General features: G+C 49.3%; 18 protein-coding genes. 9 read left to right on the top strand and 9 right to left on the bottom strand.

Going from position 1 to position 20,821, the window contains the following annotated elements:
• Nucleotides 1-17: 17 nt before the first annotated feature.
• On the bottom strand, nucleotides 18-1,085 hold the full coding sequence (fbaA, locus tag GWK09_RS02205) for a class II fructose-bisphosphate aldolase (RefSeq protein WP_163691375.1): 1,068 nt from the start codon (nucleotides 1,083-1,085) through the stop codon (nucleotides 18-20).
• 58 nt (nucleotides 1,086-1,143) lie between these two features.
• Nucleotides 1,144-3,726 carry a translocation and assembly module lipoprotein TamL gene (gene tamL, locus GWK09_RS02200; protein ID WP_163691374.1) on the bottom strand — a complete coding sequence of 861 codons (2,583 nt, stop codon included), beginning with the start codon at nucleotides 3,724-3,726 and terminating at the stop codon, nucleotides 1,144-1,146.
• A gap of 24 nt (nucleotides 3,727-3,750) precedes the next feature.
• On the opposite strand from tamL, the gene GWK09_RS02195 reads away from it, so the two are divergent.
• A complete protein-coding gene (locus GWK09_RS02195) occupies nucleotides 3,751-4,482 on the top strand; it encodes a TrmH family RNA methyltransferase (RefSeq protein WP_163691373.1) in 732 nt (243 codons plus the stop codon).
• A 1-nt stretch (nucleotide 4,483) separates the two neighbouring features.
• Here the strand turns inward: GWK09_RS02195 and porT are convergent, their stop codons facing one another.
• Together porT and ubiE are read right to left on the bottom strand one after the other, a co-directional pair.
• The gene (gene porT / locus GWK09_RS02190; protein ID WP_163691372.1) at nucleotides 4,484-5,182 is read right to left on the bottom strand and encodes a type IX secretion/gliding motility protein PorT/SprT; all 699 of its coding nucleotides are present in this window, start codon (nucleotides 5,180-5,182) and stop codon (nucleotides 4,484-4,486) included.
• Between the two features lie 3 nt (nucleotides 5,183-5,185).
• Nucleotides 5,186-5,914 carry a bifunctional demethylmenaquinone methyltransferase/2-methoxy-6-polyprenyl-1,4-benzoquinol methylase UbiE gene (gene ubiE / locus GWK09_RS02185; protein ID WP_163691371.1) on the bottom strand — a complete coding sequence of 243 codons (729 nt, stop codon included), beginning with the start codon at nucleotides 5,912-5,914 and terminating at the stop codon, nucleotides 5,186-5,188.
• A gap of 227 nt (nucleotides 5,915-6,141) precedes the next feature.
• Here ubiE and trkA point away from each other — a divergent pair, with 227 nt between their 5' ends.
• Together trkA and GWK09_RS02175 are read left to right on the top strand one after the other, a co-directional pair.
• Complete coding sequence (gene trkA / locus GWK09_RS02180) at nucleotides 6,142-7,491, top strand: Trk system potassium transporter TrkA (protein WP_163691370.1); 1,350 nt, start codon at nucleotides 6,142-6,144, stop codon at nucleotides 7,489-7,491.
• 1 nt (nucleotide 7,492) lies between these two features.
• A complete protein-coding gene (locus tag GWK09_RS02175) occupies nucleotides 7,493-8,983 on the top strand; it encodes a TrkH family potassium uptake protein (RefSeq protein WP_163691369.1) in 1,491 nt (496 codons plus the stop codon).
• Nucleotides 8,984-8,989: 6 nt separating this feature from the next.
• On the opposite strand, the gene GWK09_RS02170 is transcribed toward GWK09_RS02175, so the two are convergent.
• The gene (locus GWK09_RS02170; RefSeq protein WP_163691368.1) at nucleotides 8,990-10,174 is read right to left on the bottom strand and encodes a pyridoxal phosphate-dependent aminotransferase; all 1,185 of its coding nucleotides are present in this window, start codon (nucleotides 10,172-10,174) and stop codon (nucleotides 8,990-8,992) included.
• Between the two features lie 14 nt (nucleotides 10,175-10,188).
• Nucleotides 10,189-11,292, bottom strand: coding sequence for a fatty acid desaturase family protein (locus GWK09_RS02165; protein WP_163691367.1), 1,104 nt, complete (start codon nucleotides 11,290-11,292; stop codon nucleotides 10,189-10,191).
• 120 nt (nucleotides 11,293-11,412) lie between these two features.
• Here GWK09_RS02165 and rsmG point away from each other — a divergent pair, with 120 nt between their 5' ends.
• Nucleotides 11,413-12,054, top strand: coding sequence for a 16S rRNA (guanine(527)-N(7))-methyltransferase RsmG (gene rsmG, locus GWK09_RS02160; protein ID WP_163691366.1), 642 nt, complete (start codon nucleotides 11,413-11,415; stop codon nucleotides 12,052-12,054).
• Between the two features lie 276 nt (nucleotides 12,055-12,330).
• Here rsmG and pruA read toward each other — a convergent pair whose 3' ends face one another.
• The 3 genes from pruA to GWK09_RS02145 all read right to left on the bottom strand — a co-directional run bounded on the left by pruA (nucleotide 12,331) and on the right by GWK09_RS02145 (nucleotide 15,875).
• Nucleotides 12,331-13,959 (bottom strand): L-glutamate gamma-semialdehyde dehydrogenase, encoded by a 1,629-nt coding sequence (gene pruA, locus GWK09_RS02155; protein WP_163691365.1) that lies wholly within the window; start codon nucleotides 13,957-13,959, stop codon nucleotides 12,331-12,333.
• A gap of 59 nt (nucleotides 13,960-14,018) precedes the next feature.
• Nucleotides 14,019-14,405: a Co2+/Mg2+ efflux protein ApaG gene (gene apaG, locus GWK09_RS02150; RefSeq protein ID WP_163692482.1), complete on the bottom strand. Its 387-nt coding sequence runs from the start codon at nucleotides 14,403-14,405 to the stop codon at nucleotides 14,019-14,021.
• 225 nt (nucleotides 14,406-14,630) lie between these two features.
• A complete protein-coding gene (locus GWK09_RS02145; protein ID WP_455429703.1) occupies nucleotides 14,631-15,875 on the bottom strand; it encodes a type IX secretion system plug protein in 1,245 nt (414 codons plus the stop codon).
• A gap of 155 nt (nucleotides 15,876-16,030) precedes the next feature.
• On the opposite strand from GWK09_RS02145, the gene GWK09_RS02140 reads away from it, so the two are divergent.
• Genes GWK09_RS02140 through nqrE form a run of 5 tightly spaced genes read left to right on the top strand, consistent with a single transcriptional unit; the run spans nucleotide 16,031 to nucleotide 20,821 of the window.
• Entirely contained in the window at nucleotides 16,031-17,383 is a 1,353-nt protein-coding gene (locus tag GWK09_RS02140; protein WP_163691363.1) for a Na(+)-translocating NADH-quinone reductase subunit A, read from the top strand.
• 5 nt (nucleotides 17,384-17,388) lie between these two features.
• On the top strand, nucleotides 17,389-18,657 hold the full coding sequence (locus GWK09_RS02135) for an NADH:ubiquinone reductase (Na(+)-transporting) subunit B (protein WP_163691362.1): 1,269 nt from the start codon (nucleotides 17,389-17,391) through the stop codon (nucleotides 18,655-18,657).
• A gap of 3 nt (nucleotides 18,658-18,660) precedes the next feature.
• Complete coding sequence (locus tag GWK09_RS02130; protein ID WP_163691361.1) at nucleotides 18,661-19,407, top strand: Na(+)-translocating NADH-quinone reductase subunit C; 747 nt, start codon at nucleotides 18,661-18,663, stop codon at nucleotides 19,405-19,407.
• Nucleotide 19,408: 1 nt separating this feature from the next.
• Nucleotides 19,409-20,056 carry an NADH:ubiquinone reductase (Na(+)-transporting) subunit D gene (locus GWK09_RS02125; protein ID WP_163691360.1) on the top strand — a complete coding sequence of 216 codons (648 nt, stop codon included), beginning with the start codon at nucleotides 19,409-19,411 and terminating at the stop codon, nucleotides 20,054-20,056.
• A gap of 21 nt (nucleotides 20,057-20,077) precedes the next feature.
• Nucleotides 20,078-20,821: an NADH:ubiquinone reductase (Na(+)-transporting) subunit E gene (nqrE, locus tag GWK09_RS02120; protein ID WP_163691359.1), complete on the top strand. Its 744-nt coding sequence runs from the start codon at nucleotides 20,078-20,080 to the stop codon at nucleotides 20,819-20,821.

Genomic DNA, 20,821 nt, shown 5'->3' with positions numbered 1-20,821 from the left:
TAAATGGGAGAAATTGCCTAGAGGGTATTCACATTGTTGAGGTCCTCAAAAGCTTTTTTCAATCTGGCCACGAAGGTCTTTTCTCCTTCCCGTAGCCAGACCCGGGGATCGTAGAATTTTTTATTCGGTTGATCGTCCCCATCAGGATTCCCGATCTGGGATTGCAGGTATGGCCCTTTGGCCTTAAAGTAATCCCGAATACCTTCCATAAAAGCGTACTGAAGGTCTGTATCTATATTCATCTTGATGACCCCGTACCCTATCGCTTCCCTTATCTCCTCGACGGTAGATCCCGATCCTCCGTGGAATACAAAGTCGATATGGTTGTGCCCTACCTGGTACTTTTTAGAGATATATTCCTGAGAATTCCTCAGGATCTTGGGAGTCAGTTTTACATTGCCGGGCTTGTAGACCCCGTGGACATTCCCAAAGGCGGCCGCAATAGTGAACCTGTGGCTCACCTTGGAGAGTTCCTCATAGGCATAAGCCACCTCTTCGGGCTGTGTATACAGTTTGGAATCATCCACATCGGAATTGTCCACTCCGTCTTCTTCTCCCCCGGTGATCCCGAGTTCGATCTCCAGGGTCATATCCATTTTTTTCATCCTGCTCAGATACTCCTTGCAGATGGCGATGTTCTCTTCTAAGGGTTCCTCCGAGAGGTCGATCATATGGGAACTGAAGAGGGACTTACCGGTAGCTTTGAAATGCGCTTCACTGGCATCGAGAAGGCCGTCTATCCATGGAAGTAAATTTTTAGCGCAGTGATCAGTATGTAAGATGACAGTGGCCCCGTAGGCCTCTGCCAGTTCATGAATATGCTTCGCCCCGGCGACCGCCCCTTTGATGGCTGATTGCTGCCCTTCATTGGACAAACCTTTTCCTGCATTGAACTGAGAACCCCCGTTGGAAAATTGGATGATGACCGGCGATCTGAGGGCCGCAGCGGTTTCCAGAACGGCATTGATGGTGTTGGAGCCAGTGACGTTAACGGCGGGAAGTGCAAAGCCTTTTTCCTTAGCATAGGCAAAAATCTTCTGTACGTCATCTCCCGTAGCAACCCCTGGTTTTATATTATGAGCCATGTTTTTTCTTTGATTATTTGGTTTTGGTACACGGGCAAAAGTAATAAAATAATTAGGTCTAGAAGGGATAATTGATCCCTATTTGTATAACCGCATTGCCGAAATTGTACTCTCTGAACCATCTTTTTGAGGGTGCTTCTGCAGGATTATAGGTCTTAAAACCTGCATCCACCCGAAAGACAAAATAGGTGAAATCGTACCTCAGCCCTAAGCCTGTCCCAAGGGCGATATCCGCAAGGGAATCGAAGCCGTTAAACGTTTTGTTCGGGTCGTCCACGTTATCCCATACGTTCCAGATATTCCCCGCATCCGCGAAGAGGGCTCCCTTGAAATTTCCAACCACCGGGAAACGGTATTCCAGGTTGAAGGAGAGCTTCAGGTTGGCCTCGTTGAAGTCATTAATGTCACTAGACCGTCCGGGTCCCAGGGAATAAGGGAACCAGGCCCTGTTGTCATTGGATCCCCCTGCGAAGTAACTACTGACGAAAGGTACACTCTCAGAGTTCCCATAGGGCACGGCAATTCCGACAAAACTGCGGAAGGCCAGGACGTTCGATCTGCTGAGGTCCCAGTGCTTGATAAAGTCGAATTCCGTCTTTATATATTGCGAATAGGGTACACCAAAGACCAGGAGGTTGTCATTGTCATTCTGGTTGAAAGGAACCAGGTAAGACAAGCCTGAAAGCAGGTTTCCAGCACTTTCCAATTTGAGGCGGAACTGGTAAAAGCTGTTGTCGTTGATCCCGCTCTTATTATTTTTCGTAAAGGTGTAGTTGCTGGAAAAGATCAGGTTGTTCTCTGTTAGACGGTCCCTCCTTTCCTCGATCCGGCTTACATCTATGAAATCTTCCCTTGTGGTATTTACCATACCGTCGATTACAGCCTCGGTGAAACCCGTTGTCCCTTCAGGGATGATGAGCCTGAGGTCATCGGGGTCATCCGTGGGCTCAAAAAAGTCGGCCAGGGCAGGATCGTCCTCATAATTGTTCGCAATGTTATCGAGTTGTCTGAAACTGCTGCCATACACATTGAAGAATCGGTCAGGGTTTACGTTGCGCACGTAGAGGATATTCAGAAGTTCCAGGGTATTTTTCCTGAAGAGGTCTGGTGTCCAGGTATACCCCAGAATACTGTTGAGGGTCTGTTTATCAAGACCTATGTTCTTCTGGAAGCTCGTACCTGCAGAGATCCTCGTCTGGGGCAGCATGTAATATGGGATGACCTTTTCCGTGGGCAAAGGGAACCAGATCCTGGGGAAAGTAAGGTTGATATCTGCCCCTACCTCCGAAAAGAAATCCTCAGGGAGGGAAGTGTCACTGAGCAGCCCGAAGGTACCCCGGGCCGAAAGGCTGAGGGTCTCAGCACCCCCGAAGACATTTCTCGTGATCAGGGAGGTACTGAATCCTATCCCCAGTCTTTGGATGTTGGAATGGGTCACATCCAGGTTCAGACCGAGGGAATACTTGGACCTCGCCGTCAGGAAAATATTGGAGATCAGTTTGGACTGGGTACTGTCCTCCAGGATCTGGATGTTGGGATACTTAAAAGTGTTGAGGTTGGTGATCTGCCTGTAGGTCCGCAGCCTGTCGAGGTCCCTGTATAGGCTGTCTTTTTTAAAGAAAATGGCGTCGGTCAGGGCTTTGGGCTTATAACGCAGTTTATCCTTGAAGTAGATCGTGTAATTTCTGTATTCCGTAGACTGCATGGACCCCGGGTCATCACCAAATTCATAGTCTGCAAAAACATTGATCCTGTCAAAGGAGAAGACCTTATACTCCGAAGTGGTAATGGCAGAATCCCCCCGCTTACGCAGGTTCTCAATGTTGAGTTCCACGGTCATTTGCTGGTCGTCCCTTGTTTCGGCCGTATCCCGCAGAATATTGTAGGTAATGGAGCTCTCCTGGAAGTTATAGACGCCCGAATTCCTGAAGAGTTCGGTAAGTCGCTGCCTTTCGCTGTTGAAGTCGGCAAAATCAAATTGCTTGCCCTCGAGGATAAAGGATCTTGCAGTGTTTTTCCTGTAGATGGAATCTATGGCCGGGGAGGCGATGCTGTAGGTTAGTGAATCGATAAAATAGGGTTTTCCCAGGGATATGAGGTAGTCTATCCCAGCCCTCTGTTTTCGTTTTTCCTCTTTGATCTCAAAGGTGGTGGAGTTGTTGAAGTACCCTTTACTGTCGTAATAGGTCTTGAGTCGCTGGAGGGTTTTTCTCGACCTGGAGGTGTCGATAATCACCGGTGCCTCTCCGATCTTTTTCAGCCATTCGCTGTATCCTTTGACCAGAAAAGACTCCCCCAGGGCGTCCACCTGCTTGTTGGAAAGCAGCTTGGCCAGCCGTTCCTCCCTGCCGGGTTTGCGGTTAAGCCAGGCCTGAAAGGTGGAATCCGGATCCTTTTTTGCCAGGTTATAGAGATTCAGGCGCAAGGGATAACCCAGGACACGCGTATTGGGCTCCTGCACGATGAGGCTCCTGGCATCTTCATCGAGCACCCTTTCCCCGTCTGTATATATCGCATTTTTTGTGAGCAGCAGCTCATTTTCCCCTACCCGTTTCAAAGTATTACATGAAGAAAGCCACGCGATAAGCAGGAAGATACCTATTTTAGCACCGCGGCCCTTAAGAGGAAAGGAGGAATTCATAGGAATCAAAAATACATTATTTGGATGGTTGGAAAAAGTCAAATAAAGTATATCAGGAGCCTGCAGCAAAAAAAGCACCGCAAGGCCAGCGGCCTCTTTGTAGCCGAGGGTGTAAAGCTGGTGAACGAACTTCTGCTGTCTGGTTATTCCCCCAGGTTTCTCTATACGACCGACCCAGAGATCCTTCCCGAAAATGTCCCTCCCTTTGAGGTAGTGAAGGAGGCAGATCTCATCAGGATGAGCGGACTCCGATCTCCCAACAAGGTGCTGGCAGTGTTCCCGATTCCCGAATCATCCCCTTTTATCGGGGAGGGCTGGATCCTGGCCCTGGACAGCGTACAGGACCCCGGAAACCTGGGTACCATCATCCGTTTATGCGATTGGTTCGGTATTCCTAACCTGGTCTGTTCAGAGGATACGGTGGATTGTTACAACCCCAAGGTCCTGCAGGCCACTATGGGCTCCATCGCCAGGGTCAACCTGTTCTATACTCCTCTGTCAGAATTCCTGTCGAATTCAAAAAAACCCGTGTATGGGGCCTTTATGAATGGGGAGAGCGCCTATGGTGTCCGATGGCCGGATTCCGGTGTTCTGGTCATGGGAAACGAGGCTCACGGTATCTCAGGGGAAGTGGGGGACCACATCCATAAAAAAGTGAGTATCCCCCAGTTTGGCAGAGTCTCCGCAGAGAGCCTGAACGTAGCCACGGCCACTGCCATCCTGCTGAGTGAATTGAGAAGGAATCCCGGGAACTGATCTATTCGAAGGTAAAATTCACAAAAACTCCCCTGGTGCGAAGTGCATCGATGTTTCCCGTCCATGGGCTGGAGGGGTCGTTGTCCGGCACCAGTTCGTCCGTAATGGCAAATACCCCCCTGATGGAGGGGGAAAACTTAAAATATTCCGTATAGAAATCGATCCCGAAACCGAGTTCGTAATTATAAACCTGTTTTTTCATCCTAAAAGTCCCGCTGCTATTGTCATCCAGGCTGGCTTCATTGCTGCCGAGGTTAAGTGAGGCCGATACACCTCCCACGAGAAAGGGTTTCCAGTTCCCTATCCGTTTGGTACTGGCCTTCAAAAGGAGGGGGAAGTTGATGTAGGTCGACTTTACCTCCCGGATCGCATCGTTCTCCTGAGAAAACCCAGGGAAACCCAGGGTGCGGGTTCCGTAATAAAGCCCGGGTTCAAAGCGAAGATCGAAGTGTTCGTGCAACCGTAACTCCCCGATCAGTCCGACATTAAATCCGACCGATTTATTCACCAGAATATCCTGCAGGTCGTTCCTGTACTCAAATTTGAAATCGTACTGGTTAAAACCCAGAAAGTACCCCCAGTTCAGCAGCCTTTTGTCTTCGTTCTCCAGATTGAGGATGGGCTTTTCATTGAACTGTGCAGAAAGCTTCGTTCCGTGAACAAAAAGGATCAGGATCAGCAGAAGGAAGGATCGTCTCATAAACTACTTGGTGGCGATATAGATGGAGGCCACGCCAAAGGTTTGCGGCCTGTTCTCCATACCTATAAACCCGATTTCCTTCAAAATATTGTTGAAGGCTTGCCCATGAGGGAATACCGAAGCCGATTCGCTCAGATAACGATATGCGGAGCGGTCCTTGGAGAAAATCTTGCCTATGGTAGGGAGCATATACTTGGTGTAGAGGCTATAGCCCTGTTTGTACGGGGTTTTAGTGGGAACCGAGGTCTCCAGGACCACCAGGGTTCCACCGGGCCTCAGAACCCTATGGATCTCGCTAAGCCCTTTGTTGAGGTTCTCGAAATTCCGGACCCCAAAAGCGACGGTCACGGCATCGAAGCTGTCATCCTCAAACTGCAGGTCCTCGCTGTCTCCCACCAGCATTTCCACCCGATCCTCCAACTGTTTTTGAAGTACCTTTTTCTTTCCCACTTCCAGCATTCCCCTGGAAATGTCGAGGCCAACGATCCTCCTTGCACCGGTGGCCACCAGGTTGATGGCCAGATCCCCCGTACCTGTTGCGATATCCAGGATGGTCTCGGGAGATTTATCCTTGAGGATTTGCACGACCCTCTTCCGCCACTTCACATCGATCCCGAAGGAGATCACCCGGTTGAGCCCGTCGTATTCCCCCGAAATGGCGTCAAACATGGTGGTCACCTGTTCTTTCTTTCCCCTTTCGGTATCCTTGTATGGAGTCACATTCCTCGACATAGCTCTGATTTTGCGCAAAGATAACACAAAGCCGTGGTTCTGAGTGTGCGATCGGTGGAGACCTCACTTCACAAAACTATGCGCACGGATAAGCAGGGATGAAATAAAATTGTGTAATTTTGCTTCGCGGTCCATGCAACTCTTCCTTTGGTAAGTGCCGTGGAAATTAGATCGGGATTGAACTTCCAAGACGGTCTGTACAATATGATTAAAGACCTTATTTGCTCATGAAGATTATCATCGCCGGTGCAGGCGAAGTAGGCTTTCATTTGGCTAAATTACTCTCTTACGAATCACAGGACATCACCCTGATAGACACCAATAAAGAAAGTCTGATCTACGCAGACAACCATTTGGATATAAGGGTTTTGAGAGGGGACGCTACTTCCCTTTCGGTATTGCAGGATGCCCGTGTTGAGAATTCGGACCTGGTGATCGGGGTCACCTCCTCGGAAACCACCAATCTGACCCTCTGTATGCTGGCCAAACAACTGGGGTGCAAAAGGACGATCGCGCGGATCTCCAATACTGAATTTCTCGATTACCGCGAAAAGATCAATTTTCCGGAACTCGGGATCGATGAATTGATTTCGCCAGAGGAACTCGCGGCCTCGGAGATACAGTTACTGCTCAATCAGTCGGCCTTCCACGACACCTATGAATTTGAGAATGGCGCTCTGATCATGGTGGGGGTATCCCTTCCCAAAAGCGCTCCTTTTGTTGGAAAGTCGGTAAAAGAGGCGGCATCCATCTTCCCTGAACTCCATTTCATGCCCATCGCCATGCAGAGGAGGGGAACACAGTACACCCTGATCCCCAGGGGGGATACCGTGTTCAAGGCCGATGATCAGGTGTACTTTATCACGGACAAAAAAGGGGTTGACGAATTGTACAAGCTCACGGGGAAGAAGAAGGAATCCCTGAAGAATGTAATGATCCTGGGAGGCAGCAAGGTAGGCTTTAAGGCAGCACGGGACCTTTGTGCCAGGAAGTTCAATGTAAAACTCATTGAAAAGAACAAGGAAAAGGCCTTCGACCTGGCCGATATTCTCCCCAATGCCCTCGTCATCAACGGGGATGGCCGTAATGTGGAGTTGCTGGAAGAGGAAAGCCTCGAATCCATGGATGCCTTTATCGCAGTAACGGGAAATTCAGAGACCAACATCATGTCCTGCCTGGTGGCCAAATCAAAACATATCAAGAAGACCATCGCCCTGGTAGAGAATATGGACTATTTCCAACTCTCCCAGTCCATTGGTATCGATACCCTTATCAACAAGAAACTCCTTGCGGCCAACAACATCTTCAGGTATATCCGGAAAGGAGAGGTAGTGGCACTGACGCGGTTGAACAACCTCAACGCCGAGATCCTGGAATTTGTCGTCAAATCCGATTCCAAAATGGACGGACAGGTAATCCGTGATCTCGACTTCCCAAGAAATGCGATCATTGGAGGAGTTATACGGGAAGGCAAAGGGATGGTCGCCCTCGGGGATTTTAAGATCTCCGCCGGAGACCGGGTGGTGGTTTGTTGCCTGCCCCAGGCCATACAAAAGATCGAACGCTTATTCCTGTAAGATGGGGTTTAACGCCAAAATCATAATTCACCTCATGGGCCTTCTGCTGCTTTGCAATGGGGGCTTTATGCTGCTGGCCGCTGTGGTCAGCGGTATCTATGAGGACGGAGTTACCCTGGATATCACCCTGGCCTCCATCGTAACCATGATGATAGGTGTAATGGCCATGTTCCTCACACGGGGTCACGACAAGGAGGTCTCACGGAAGGAGGGATATATCATCGTCACCTTTGGCTGGATCATCATGGCGGCTTCCGGCGTTCTGCCTTACATATTCTCCGGGGCTATCCCGGATGTAACCAACGCATTTTTCGAGACCATGTCCGGGTATACCACCACGGGGGCCTCCATTATTGACGACATCGAGGTTCTCCCCGAGGGGATCCTCTTCTGGCGCAGTCTCACCCATTGGATAGGCGGAATGGGGATCATCGTCCTGGCCATAGCTATCTTGCCGTTACTGGGGATAGGGGGGATGCAGCTTTTTGCAGCGGAGGCACCCGGGCCCAGTGCAGACAAGTTGCACCCAAGGATCACCGATACCGCAAAACGACTCTGGCTGATCTATTTTGGATATACCGTCGCCGAGACCATCCTGCTCAAAGTGGCTGGGATGTCTTTTTTTGACGCTATCAACCATTCCCTGGCCACCTTGTCCACAGGGGGATTTTCTACAAAGAACTCCAGCCTGGCCTACTGGAATGATCAGCCATTGATACAGTATATCGTCATTGCTTTTATGTTCCTGGCAGGGAGCAACTTCGTGTTGAGCTATTTTGCCTTTAAGGGAAAGGTGCAGAAGGTTTTGAGGGATGAAGAATTCAAATATTATTTCGCATTTACCCTGCTTATTGTGGCCGTTGTAGCTTTGGTAATCTACTTTAAGGCAAATGTGCCGGTATCGGATTACCATCCAAAAGTGTTAGGCCAGGCAGAGAGTGCTTTCAGGCACGCTCTTTTCCAGGTGGTAGCAGTGGTGACGACCACAGGGTTTGTGTCGGCCGACTTTACCGCCTGGACGCCTTTTATCACCGTTTTCTTCTTCGGGCTGATGTTCGCTGGGGGATCGGCGGGATCGACGGCCGGGGGGATCAAGATCATGAGGCATATCCTCATTATCAAGAACGGCTTGCTGGAGTTTAAGAGAACCCTCCATCCCAACGCCGTGATCCCCGTAAGGTTCAATAATAAGACGGTCACGGAACACGTGGTCTATAACGTGATCGGATTCTTCGTGCTCTACATGCTCCTTTTTGTGATAGGCGCACTGGTTCTCGGTTTTTTAGGACTCGATTTTGAATCGTCCATCGGGGGCGCCGCTTCTTCACTGGGGAATGTAGGACCCGCCTTTGGCAGTTTGAGTCCGCTGAACAATTTCAACAGCCTGCCTGCCCTTGGGAAATGGTGGTGTGGCTTCCTGATGCTGGCGGGAAGGCTTGAACTCTTTACTGTACTTATCCTGATGACGCCCTATTTCTGGAAAAGGACCTAAGGGGTACTACAGCGCCTTTTTGATCCTGGCAACGGCTTCCCGTATCTCGGCCTCGGAAGCGGCATAGGATATGCGGATGCAATCCGGATTGCCAAAAGCCTCACCGGTCACGGTGGCCACGTTGGCGTGTTCCAGAAGATACATAGCGAAGTCAGAGGCGTTGTTGATCTTGTTGCCTTTCAGCTCCTTTCCGAAATAGTCTGAGATGTCCGGGAAGACATAGAAGGCGCCTTCCGGGACATTGAGCTTAAAGCCTTCGATCGTTCCCAGGAGGGAAAGGATAAGGTCTCTTCGCTCCCTGAATTTGTCGATCATGTATTGGATGCTGCTCACCGGTGCTTCCAGGGCCGCAATGGTCGCCCGTTGCCCGATGGCATTAGCCCCGCTCGTGATCTGCCCCTGATATTTTGTACAGGCCTTGGCGATCCAGTCGGCCGCGCCAATGTACCCTATCCTCCAACCGGTCATGGCAAAAGCCTTGGATACGCCGTTCACGGTGATCGTCCTCTCGTACATCCCGTCGATGCAGGCGATACTGGCGTGCTTTCCCCTGAAGTTTATATGTTCGTAGATCTCGTCAGAGACGACAAAGATATCCGGGTATTCCCTCAGTACCTCGGCCAGGCCCATAAGTTCTTCTTCGCTGTAGACGGAACCACTTGGGTTGCAGGGAGAACTGAACCAGAGCATTTTGGTTTTAGGGGTGATGGCTGCCCTGAGTTGGGAGGGCGTCATTTTGAAATCGGTCTCAATGGTAGTGGGTACCTCAACAGGTGTACCTTCGGCCAGTTGCACGATGTCACTGTAGCTCACCCAGTAGGGGGCCGGGAGGATGACCTCATCCCCCTTGTTGAGCATCACCATGGCCACGTTGGCCAGAGATTGTTTGGCCCCGGTAGAAACGACGATCTGGCTGGGGGCATACTCCAGGTTGTTATCTCTCTTGAACTTTTTCGAGATGGCCTGTTTGAGGTCTGCATATCCGTCAACAGGAGAATAACTGCTATAATTTTCGTCTATAGCCTGTTTTGCGGCTTCCTTGATGAAATCAGGTATGTTGAAGTCGGGTTCCCCCAGGCTTAGGCCGATAATATCTTTCCCTTCATTCCTCAGTTCCCTGGCCTTGGCGGCCATAGCGAGGGTGGCCGAAGTAGACAGTTTTTTAATTCTATCGGATAAGGCGTTGCTCATTGTGATCGATCTGATTATTGATACTGCACCTGCGGGTTTCTGCCGAGTTCCCTCAAGTGTTTGAAGTGCGAAATTATAGCTTTTCTGGTAGTTTTATACTCATTGTAGGGCAAATTAAACTCCCGGGCCGTTTCTTTCACAATTTTGGAAATTTTTGTGTAATGGATGTGGCTGATGTTGGGAAAGATGTGATGCTCTACCTGATGGTTGAGTCCGCCTGTAAACCAGTTGACGATCTTGTTCCGGGTACCGAAGTTAACGGTTGTGAAAAGCTGGTGAATGGCCCAGGTGTTCTTCATGGACCCGTCTTTTTCGGGAAGAGGGGTTTCTGCCTCATCCACTACGTGGGCCAGCTGGAATACCACACTCAGGATAACCCCGGCTACGTAATGCATGACAAAGAAGCCCAGGAGGATCTTCCACCATGCGATGCTCAGAAAGATCATGGGGATTACGATCCAAATGGTAATATAAATGGCCTTGGTGATCAGGAGAACGCTCCAGTTCACAAAGGGATTGGGAAATTTACCATATGATAGCTTTCGTTTGGTATATCGGTACATCTGCATGAAGTCTGTCGTTACGGCCCAGTTGAAGGTGAGCAGGCCGTAGAGGAAGACGCTGTAATAATGCTGGAATTTATGGAAACGGTGCCATTTGGCGTGTTTTGAAAATCGCAGGATCCTGCCCGCCTCCAGATCCTCATCATGGTTGTGGATATTGGTATAGGTATGGTGCAGTACATTGTGTTGCACCTGCCAGTTGTAGACATTTCCGGCGAGGATATAAATGCTACTGCCCATAAGCTTGTTCACCCATTTTTTGGTGGAATAGGAGCCGTGGTTGCCATCGTGCATAACGTTCATTCCCACTCCGGCCATCCCCACTCCCATGGTCATGGTCAGCAGCAGGTTGGCCCAATTAGGAAGATTGAGGGTCAGGATGAGGAAGTACGGTGCTAGGAAAAGGGAAAACATGACCGCGGTCTTCAGGTGCAGTTTCCAATTCCCGGTCTTTTTCAGGTTGTGGGTTTCAAAATATTCATTGACCCTTTTGTTGAGTGTTCTGAAAAAATTGGCCGAGTCCTTTCGCGAAAATCTTATTGTCGTTTTCTCCATAATTGTGATTGAAAGTTGTAAAGATAACGCAATGCGATTCTTTTTAATGCCTAGGAATTCATAAAATATCAGAAACAGGTCGGACGATTTGTGGTATTTTTAACCCTTAAACTCCGGTATATGGACGAAGAACGGATTCTTCATTACTTCCCTGAACTTACAGAAATGCAAGTGGAACAATTTAAAAAGTTAGGGGATCTCTACAAGGATTGGAACAAAAAGATCAATGTGGTCTCCAGAAAGGATATAGACGAATTGTATCTCCGGCACGTATTGCATTCCCTGGGGATTGCTGAGGTAATCTCCTTTCTCCCCGGGGCCCGTGTCCTCGACGTGGGTACAGGAGGGGGCTTTCCGGGTATTCCGCTGGCCATACTGTTTCCTGAAACGAGTTTTACACTGGTCGATTCCATCGGGAAGAAGATCAGAGTGGTTCAGGAAGTGATAGACGGACTGGGATTACAAAATGCGACCGCCCTGAATATGAGGGTAGAGGATCTCCGGGAACAATATGATTTTATCGTCAGCAGGGCGGTAGCTGCCATGCCAACTTTCGTGCACTGGGTCAGAGGGAAAATTAGGAAGAAGTCTGTCCACCCACTAAAAAATGGAATACTGTACCTGAAGGGAGGAGATTTGACGGAGGAATTAAAAGGATATGACAACGCCGTGATATGTGCCTTGTCAGATTATTTTGAAGAAGACTACTTCAAAACTAAGGTAGTGGTGCACCTGCCCCTGAAATTTAAAGCACAGTTATAAGCTCAGCAGGGACAGATAGGAATAGCGACACTTCTTGGCGTACCTCTTTATGACCTGGTATAAGCCCATGTTTTTGGAAGCAGACCTTTTCTCGGTTTTAGATAGGGGATCGGAGTATGTCATGACACTTGTATTTGATTTCAAAGTTACAAATAATTTACAATTACTTAACGTTAAGTTTACATAAAAAGTATTCCCGATAGGCTACGACCTGTTCTGAAATAAAAAACCCCTGAGGGATAGCCACTCAGGGGTCGGTATACACTTGTTTTGGGTCTATCCCAGGAAGGGATATCTGTAATCCTCGGGGCTCACAAACGTCTCCTTGATCAGGCGGGGAGAGACCCACCGAAGAAGGTTCTGGGCCGATCCGGCCTTGTCGTTCGTCCCTGAGGCCCTGGCCCCACCGAAGGGTTGCTGCCCTACGACGGCCCCTGTGGGCTTGTCATTGATGTAGAAATTACCCGCCGAATCCTGCAGGGCCCGGGTGGCCTCCTCTATGGCATAGCGGTCTGTAGACATAACAGCACCTGTAAGAGCATAAGGGGAGGTTTTATCTACCAGTTCCAATACGCTCTTCCAGTCCTTGTCCTCATAAATATATACGGTAACCACAGGCCCGAACAATTCGGTCTCCATGGTCACATAATGCGGATCCGTGGTCAGGATTACCGTGGGTTCAATGAAGTACCCCTTGCTCTTATCGTACCCTCCTCCGGCAAAAACCGAAGCCTCCTTATCCTTTTTGGCCCTGTCTATGTACGAGGCCAGTTTGTCAAAAGACCCTTCGTGAATGACGGCCGTGATGAAATTGATCATGTCTTCAGGAGACCCAGGAGGGTTAAAGGATTCCATGTCCTTTTTTACTTCCTTCAGGATCTCGTTTGCGGTGGATTTTGGGAGGTACACCCTGGATGCAGCACTGCACTTTTGCCCCTGGAACTCAAAGGCACCGCGGACAATAGCCGTGGCTACCTGCCGGGGTTTGGCACTGGGATGTGCGAGGATAAAGTCCTTACCCCCGGTTTCCCCAACGATACGGGGATAGGTCTTATAAGTATGGATATTATTCCCTATTTGTGTCCAGAGGTTTCGGAAAACATCGGTGGATCCCGTAAAATGAAGACCTGAAAAATCAGGGTGATTAAGGACCTGATCTGTGATCATCACCGGGTCTCCATAGACCACATTGATCACCCCATCCGGGAGGCCTGCCTCCTTAAAGACGTCGACCAGCACCTTGGCTGAGAAGATCTGGCTGTCACTGGGTTTCCACACCACGACATTCCCCATCATGGCGGCACTGGCGGGAAGGTTCCCGGCAATGGCCGTGAAATTGAAAGGGGTAATGGCATAGACAAAACCTTCCAATGGACGGTATTCTACCCGGTTCCAGATCCCTTCTGCGGATTCCGGCTGCTCCTGGTAGATTTGCGACATATATTCTACGTTGAACCTGAGGAAGTCTATGAACTCACAGGCCGCATCGATCTCCGCCTGGTGAATGGTCTTGGACTGAGCGATCATGGTTGCCGCATTGATCCTCGCCCGGTAAGGACCTGAGACCAGTTCAGCTGCCTTTAGGAAGATGGCAGCCCTCTGTTCCCAGCTCAGGTTTGCCCATGCTTTCCTGGCGTTTAAAGCTGAATTGATGGCGTCAGTCACGTGCTTTTTTTCGGCGAGATGGTACTGACCTACCTTGTGTTTATGGTCGTGGGGAGGGGAGAGTGGCCGGGTGTTTCCCGTCCTTACCTCCTGAGAACCAATATAAAGGGGAATGTCCTCATTCCCATTGTAATACGCCTTGTACTGCTTGATAACAGCCTCTCTTTCCGGGGTCCCCGGAGCATAACTTAGTATCGGTTCATTATACGCGACTGGAACCTGGAAAAAACCTTTACCCATGATCTGACAGATTTAATTTAAACGGTGCAAAGGTACGAAAAGGAGGGGAGTTTCCCAGACTAATTCAGGGCGAAGGGCGCGCTGAATTTAAAACTGGGCACGAAGACCCTGAACTTCTCCGTAGTGGAGAAATTGACCATGTTGTAGTACCCTTTCATGGAGCCTATCGGTGAGGAAAGCAGGCATCCTGAACTATAGGTATGAGACTGCCCGGGTTTGATCACGGGTTTCTTCCCGATGACCCCTTCCCCGTCAAGGACCTCCATCTCGTTAAGGGCGTCGTAGATCTGCCAGTGGCGTGAAGTGAGTTGAACAGAGTGCTTGCTCTGATTCTCGATGGTTATCGTGTACCCGAAGGCGAAATGCGTTTTGTAATTCTTGAAGAAAGTGCCTTCAAAACTCGTGGCAACTGAAATCCTAATCCCCTTGGTGACCTGCGTAATCATCTTCACGTATTCTTAAGCTTTAAAGTTCTTATCTCCACTTAGACAAATCTCTTGCGTTTAGTTCGAAATAAAACAATTGCACTTTCAAAAAAGGTATTAATCCTACTAGAACTCTCCGCTCCGGGAAAATTTGTGTCTCGAAAGATAATGATTTAGGCTGTTCCGAGAAGAAATCACCTCATTTTTTCGGTGTACAGGAGGATTTCTCTGGCCAACCTAAGTGGATCAGTTGCTGATGGACCGGGAATTGGCCGTTCCTATTCCTATGATCCCGTCATAGAGATCACCGAAATTCCGGTAATAGACCAGGATGAGGTAGTTATTCTCGGTAAAGTGGAAATTTCCGCCCACTGTACTGATATCCACACTGCCGTCAGGTTTTTTGAGGGCGTAGGTATAATTGTAAAACCCCTGCTTGAGCAGAAGGGTGGACTCCAGATACCCATTCGTGTTATTGTACGTCATCCTGTTGCTTTCTTCCAGGGAGTAATTGTTGTACTTTCCGTAGATGTACACCTCGTCCAGGCCGATGCGCTCCGTGTAGGGCAGGGCAAAATGGACCTGGGTGTACTCTGCCTCCCGGGACGGGTCGGTCCCCTGAAGGGTTCGGATAGTGAAATCTCCATTGATATCCGGAAAATAGGTATATTCCCTGTCGAACCTGTAGACGTCCGGAAAGAGGAAATGCTGGTACAGGTCTTCGAATTCGATCCTGGAAATGGCTGCAGTGGGTGCCCTGAGATCGCTGGTGTCGAAGTTGAGGTATTCGTTCCCCCCCTCAAAACTCGTTTCCTGATCGTAGCGGTATACCAGATCATTGCCCAGGACGTACTGGGGTGAAATGTCCTGTAACATAGTGGTCCACTGGTAGTTTTGCAGGATGGCCACCCTGATCTCCCTTTTGGGGTTTACCCAGGGAAAACCGGCAGAGTTGATGGTGAATTGGACGGATTGTCTCTCGTTGAGGAAATTGAAATCCCTGGAACGCCTCACCTGAGCCCCCACGCGGACGAGGTTCTGGTAGACCACGAATCGCCTGGAGAACTGCAGCTCGTAGGAACTGTTGTATACCTCCAGGACATAGTTGCCGCTGACCTTGAGCCTGACATTCTCATTAGGGATACGAAGCTGGTAGTTGGAATAAGGCTGAAGGGTATTGTAGCTGTTCTCGTAATTGATGATCCGCTGGTTATCGATGCCGGTGAGGTATTGTGATTTTAGCAGGTCGGAAGGAGTCCAGTCGTAATCACAGTGAATGATGGAATAGTAATAGTCCTGTTCCACCGCCAGCAGATCATCGAACTCCAGATAGATCTCCTCCCCCAATTGTACTACAGGAAATTGATCCTCCGTGGGCCCGATGAAGATGACGGACTTGATATTCTCCGGTGGATTTACTTCCATTTGTACCTGAGCAAACCCTTGGAAAACAAAGCAGCAGAGAAAGAAATGTTTAAGATTTAAACGCATAAAAGGGTTAAATGTGAACCAAAGGTAAACAAAAACCATGCCCATGGAATTCACTTCGTTATAATGCCCAAATTTATAGGCAATAATTATGAAAACTTTCTATTTAGTGGTATTTTTGGGCACATTTTTCCATAACAGTAAAAGGGTTCTATTTCATGTCCAAAGACATTCGAATTAAAAAGGGGTTAAATATCAACCTGGTAGGTGCAGCGGAGCCTACGACTTCCAAAGCCGCCCTCAGCAACGTACATGCTATCAATCTTTCTGATTTCCACGGCCTCACACCTAAAATGATTTTGAAGGAGGGTGCCGAGGTAAAGGCTGGAGAACCTTTGTTTTTCAATAAAAAGGTGGAATCCATGATATTCGTTTCCCCAGTGAGCGGTGAGCTCGTCGAGATCGAAAGGGGTGCCCGCAGAAGGATCCTTACCCTCAGGATACTCGCTGATAAAAACCAGGAATACGTCACTCATAAGGTGCCTGATCTGGCGAAGATCTCCGTAGCTGATCTGAAGCAGTACCTGCTTAAATCGGGTTGCTGGCCCTTTATCAAGCAAAGGCCTTATGACCTTATCGCTGACCCGGGCGTGACCCCCAAGGCCATTTTCATATCCGGGTTCAATACGGCTCCTCTTGCGGCCGACATCGAATATGTCCTGGCAGGGAAAGAAAAGGAATTGCAGGCTGCCCTGACCGCCCTGGGTAAACTTACACCAGGACCGGTTCACGTTTCCGTACGGGATAAGGGAGCTTCTGTCTTTTCCAAAATGGAGGGAATAGAATTGCACAAAGTCTCTGGTCCACACCCAGCGGGCCTTGTAGGGACTCAGATCAATAAGATTGACCCAATCAACAAAGGCGAAAGGGTCTGGACCGTGGGTGCAGCAGACCTCGTCATCATAGGGGAGGCCCTGCTGACAGGCAGGTTTAATGCCGAACGCCTTGTGGCCCTGGCCGGATCTTCCATCAAGAAACCTCAGTATTACAAGACCAAAATAGGGGCAGAAGTGTCCACTTTCCTCTACGCCAGCGGGGTAAACGACAAACACTTCCGCGTGATCAACGGGGATGTTCTTACGGGCTCCAAAACGCGGCCGGACGGTTACCTTGGTTTTTATAACACCACCGTTACTGCTATCCCTGAAGGGGACGACTACGAGTTCTTCGGATGGAACAAGCCCGTCTTTGACAAGATCTCCACTACCAGGGCGCTGACTTTCTCCTGGTTACAGCCCAATAAAAAATACGACCTCACCACCAATACCAATGGAGAGCACCGCGCTTTCGTGGTCACCGGCATGTACGAGGAGGTGTTCCCCATGGACATCTACCCCCTGCAGTTGCTCAAGGCCTGTATGGTCAAAGACCTGGATGAAATGGAACAATTGGGGCTTTACGAGGTCATTCCCGAGGATTTTTCACTGACCGAATTCATTTGTATTTCCAAACAACCGCACCAGCAGATCATTAGAGAAGGATTGGATTTATTACATAAAGAAATAGGATAAAGAATATGAGTAACAAGAGATTGACGTTTAAGAAAAGGTTGCATATCATCAAGCACCAACTCAGAGGCAAAAAGTTAGCTCCGGCCTTCAATGCCTTCCATACCTTTTTGTTCACTCCAGACGAGACCACCCATTCCGGGGGACACATACGTGCGGCGGACGATCTGAAAAGAACTATGAACACGGTCATCATCGCTTTGATACCCGTCTTGTTGTTCTCCATGTTCAATGCCGGGTATCAGTATTATAGTGCCGTTAACGGGTTCCCTGAAAACTTCTCGGTCTGGAATGATTTTCTTACCTGGGACAACTTCTGGATCGGGATCATAAAAGTCTTGCCGCTTGTGGTGGTTTCCTATGGGGTTGGACTTCTGGTGGAATTCATCTTCGCAGTGATCAAAGGACATGAAGTGGAAGAAGGGTATCTTGTCACTGGGATGCTCGTACCGCTGATCGTGCCTATTGATACTCCCCTGTGGATGCTGGCTGTTGCCGTTGTATTCGGGGTGATCATTGGTAAAGAGGTCTTCGGTGGAACCGGGATGAATATCCTGAACCCGGCTCTCACCATCAGGGCTTTCCTGTTCTTCGCTTATCCAACCTGGATGAGTGGTGACAAGGTATGGGTCTACCAGGGCATGGAAAGGGCGGGCACTCCCGATGCCATATCTGGGGAGACCATCCTGGGGTATCTCGCACAGAACAGTCAAAACGAATTCTCATATACGGTTTCCGATATGTTCTTCGGGTTTATTCCCGGCTCCGTAGGGGAGACATCGACCTTTCTGATCCTTTTGGGCGGACTCTTCCTGATCTTTTCCAAGATCGCCAGCTGGAGGATCATGGTGAGCGCCGTTGCAGGTGCCCTGGCCATGGGTCTGATCTTTAACGGGGTGGTGGATGCAGGCTGGATCACTGAATCCAGCAAATTCTACGGCCTTATGAGCTTTGATTTCTGGAAGCACCTGATCGTCGGAGGGCTCGCATTTGGGATTGTCTATATGGCCACGGACCCTGTGACGGGGTCCCAGACCAATAGGGGTAAATGGATCTATGGCTTCCTCATCGGGTTTATCTCCGTGATGATACGGGTATTCAACCCGGCTTATCCGGAGGGAGTATTCCTCGCGATACTGTTGATGAACGTCTTCGCGCCTACCATTGACCATTACGTGGTACAGGCCAACGTCAAGAGGCGAATGAAGCGATTCAAGAATGCTGTGATCCTGCCAAAGGATGCAGAAGAAGCTAAACTCAAAGTTGAAACGATATAGCAGATGAATAAAGAAAGCAATATTTATACAGTTCTCTTCGCCTGTTTGATGGTTGTTGTCGTGGGAAGTGTCCTTGCCTATCTCGCATCGGCACTCAGTGCGAAGATCAAAGAGAACGAACGTTTCGAAAAACAGCAGAACATCCTGTACGCCATGGGCGTAAACCAGAACGAGGATGAGGGAAGCGTTAATTTCGTTCCCACTGAGGTTGTAGAACGGGAGTTCTCCACCTATATCACTGAACAGTTGGTCATCGAAGGAGACAAGATCACCAAGGACGACCAGGCGTATATGATAGACATCAAAAAGGAACTCGACAAGATGAAGGAAGGGGCTACACCCAAACTTCCCGTCTTTGTCGGGCAAAAGGATGGAGAGACTTTTTATATAGTACCCATGTATGGCAAAGGCCTGTGGGATGCCATCTGGGGCTTTATGGCGCTGGATAAGGATATGGTGGTCCAGGGTGTGTATTTTGACCACAAGGCCGAAACCCCGGGTCTGGGTGCCAACATTAAGCAGCGTTACTTTATGGACGACTTTACCGGTGAGACTATCCTTAACGGATCTAACTACGCCGGGATCAAAGTTGTAAAGGGCAATAACGATCCTGTGAATGAGATCAAGGATGACAATGAGGTAGACGCACTGGCGGGTGCCACTATTACTGGTAATGGGGTCTCGGCTATGATCTCCAAAACCGTGAACCTGTACAAGGATTATTTTGAATCATTAAGAAATCAAGGATAAGATGGCATTACTTTCTAGAAAAGATTCCAAACTGATTTTAGACCCCCTGGCGGACAACAACCCGATCACCATTCAGGTTCTCGGTATATGTTCTGCCCTGGCGATCACCGCAGAATTGAAAGCCTCTATAGTGATGGCCCTTTCCGTACTCTTTGTACTGGGCCTGGGGAATGTCGTGATCTCCTTGATGCGGAATATGATCCCTTCCAAGATCAGGATCATCGTGCAACTGGTCGTTGTCGCAACGCTTGTGATCATAGTTGACCAGGTTCTGAAGGCATTTGCCTACGAATTGAGCAAGACTCTGGCAGTTTTCGTGGGTCTGATCATCACCAACTGTATCATTATGGGCCGGTTTGAAGCCTTCGCCCTCGGAAACGGCGTTTGGCGATCCTTCCTTGACGGGATTGGTAATGCCGCAGGATACGGGGTCATCCTGATCATTGTAGGCTTTTTCAGGGAACTGCTGGGATCGGGCACTCTATTGGGCTTCCCGGTTCTCGGAAATCCGATCGAAAAGACCGGGCTGTACGCTATGGGATACGAGAACAACGGGTTTATGCTGTTGTCACCCATGGCGCTCATCGTGGTGGGTATCCTGATCTGGTTTCAACGTTCGCGCAACCCTGCACTGATAGAAGAAAATTAATACATCCTATACAACGGTATTATGTTAGAACATACAGAATTATTTTTTAAGTCGATTTTCATAGACAACATGGTCTTCGCCACCTTTCTGGGGATGTGTTCCTACCTGGCGGTTTCCAAAAAGGTGTCTACGGCAGTAGGTCTGGGAGCAGCGGTCATCTTTGTACTGGCCGTAACGGTTCCCCTGAACTGGCTTTTGGATCAATATCTCCTGAGGGATGGTGCCCTGTCCTGGCTCGGACCGGAATACGCAGACTACAACCTGAGTTTCCTGTCCTTTATCCTGTTTATCGCCACGATTGCTACCATGGTTCAGCTCGTGGAGATCGTTGTTGAGAAGTTTTCCCCCGCCCTGTACAACTCCCTGGGTATCTTCCTCCCCCTGATCGCCGTGAACTGTGCGATCCTGGGAGGTTCCCTGTTCATGCAGGCACGGGAGATCCCTTCCCTGGGTCTCGCTTTTAATTACGGCCTTAGCTCTGGAATAGGCTGGTTCCTGGCCATCCTCGCCATTGCTGCGATACGGGAGAAGATCCGGTATTCTAATGTGCCACCTCCGCTGAGGGGACTTGGGATCACATTTATCATCACCGGACTCATGGCGATTGGTTTTATGAGTTTCGGAGGGATGCTCACAGGGGGCGACGAAGCCGCTCCTGTACCCGAAGAGACCGCGGTACAGAAGAAGGCCGAAGAAGAAAAAATGAATTTGGAAGAGGAGACAGAACAAACAACTGTTTCCTATAACGCTATAGAAAAAGAATAA

Origin of the sequence: Muriicola jejuensis, from assembly GCF_010671595.1 — a bacterium.
In the GTDB taxonomy this organism is placed as follows: Bacteria; Bacteroidota; Bacteroidia; order Flavobacteriales; family Flavobacteriaceae; genus Muriicola; species Muriicola jejuensis.
This window is presented reverse-complemented; position numbering and strand designations above follow the sequence as displayed.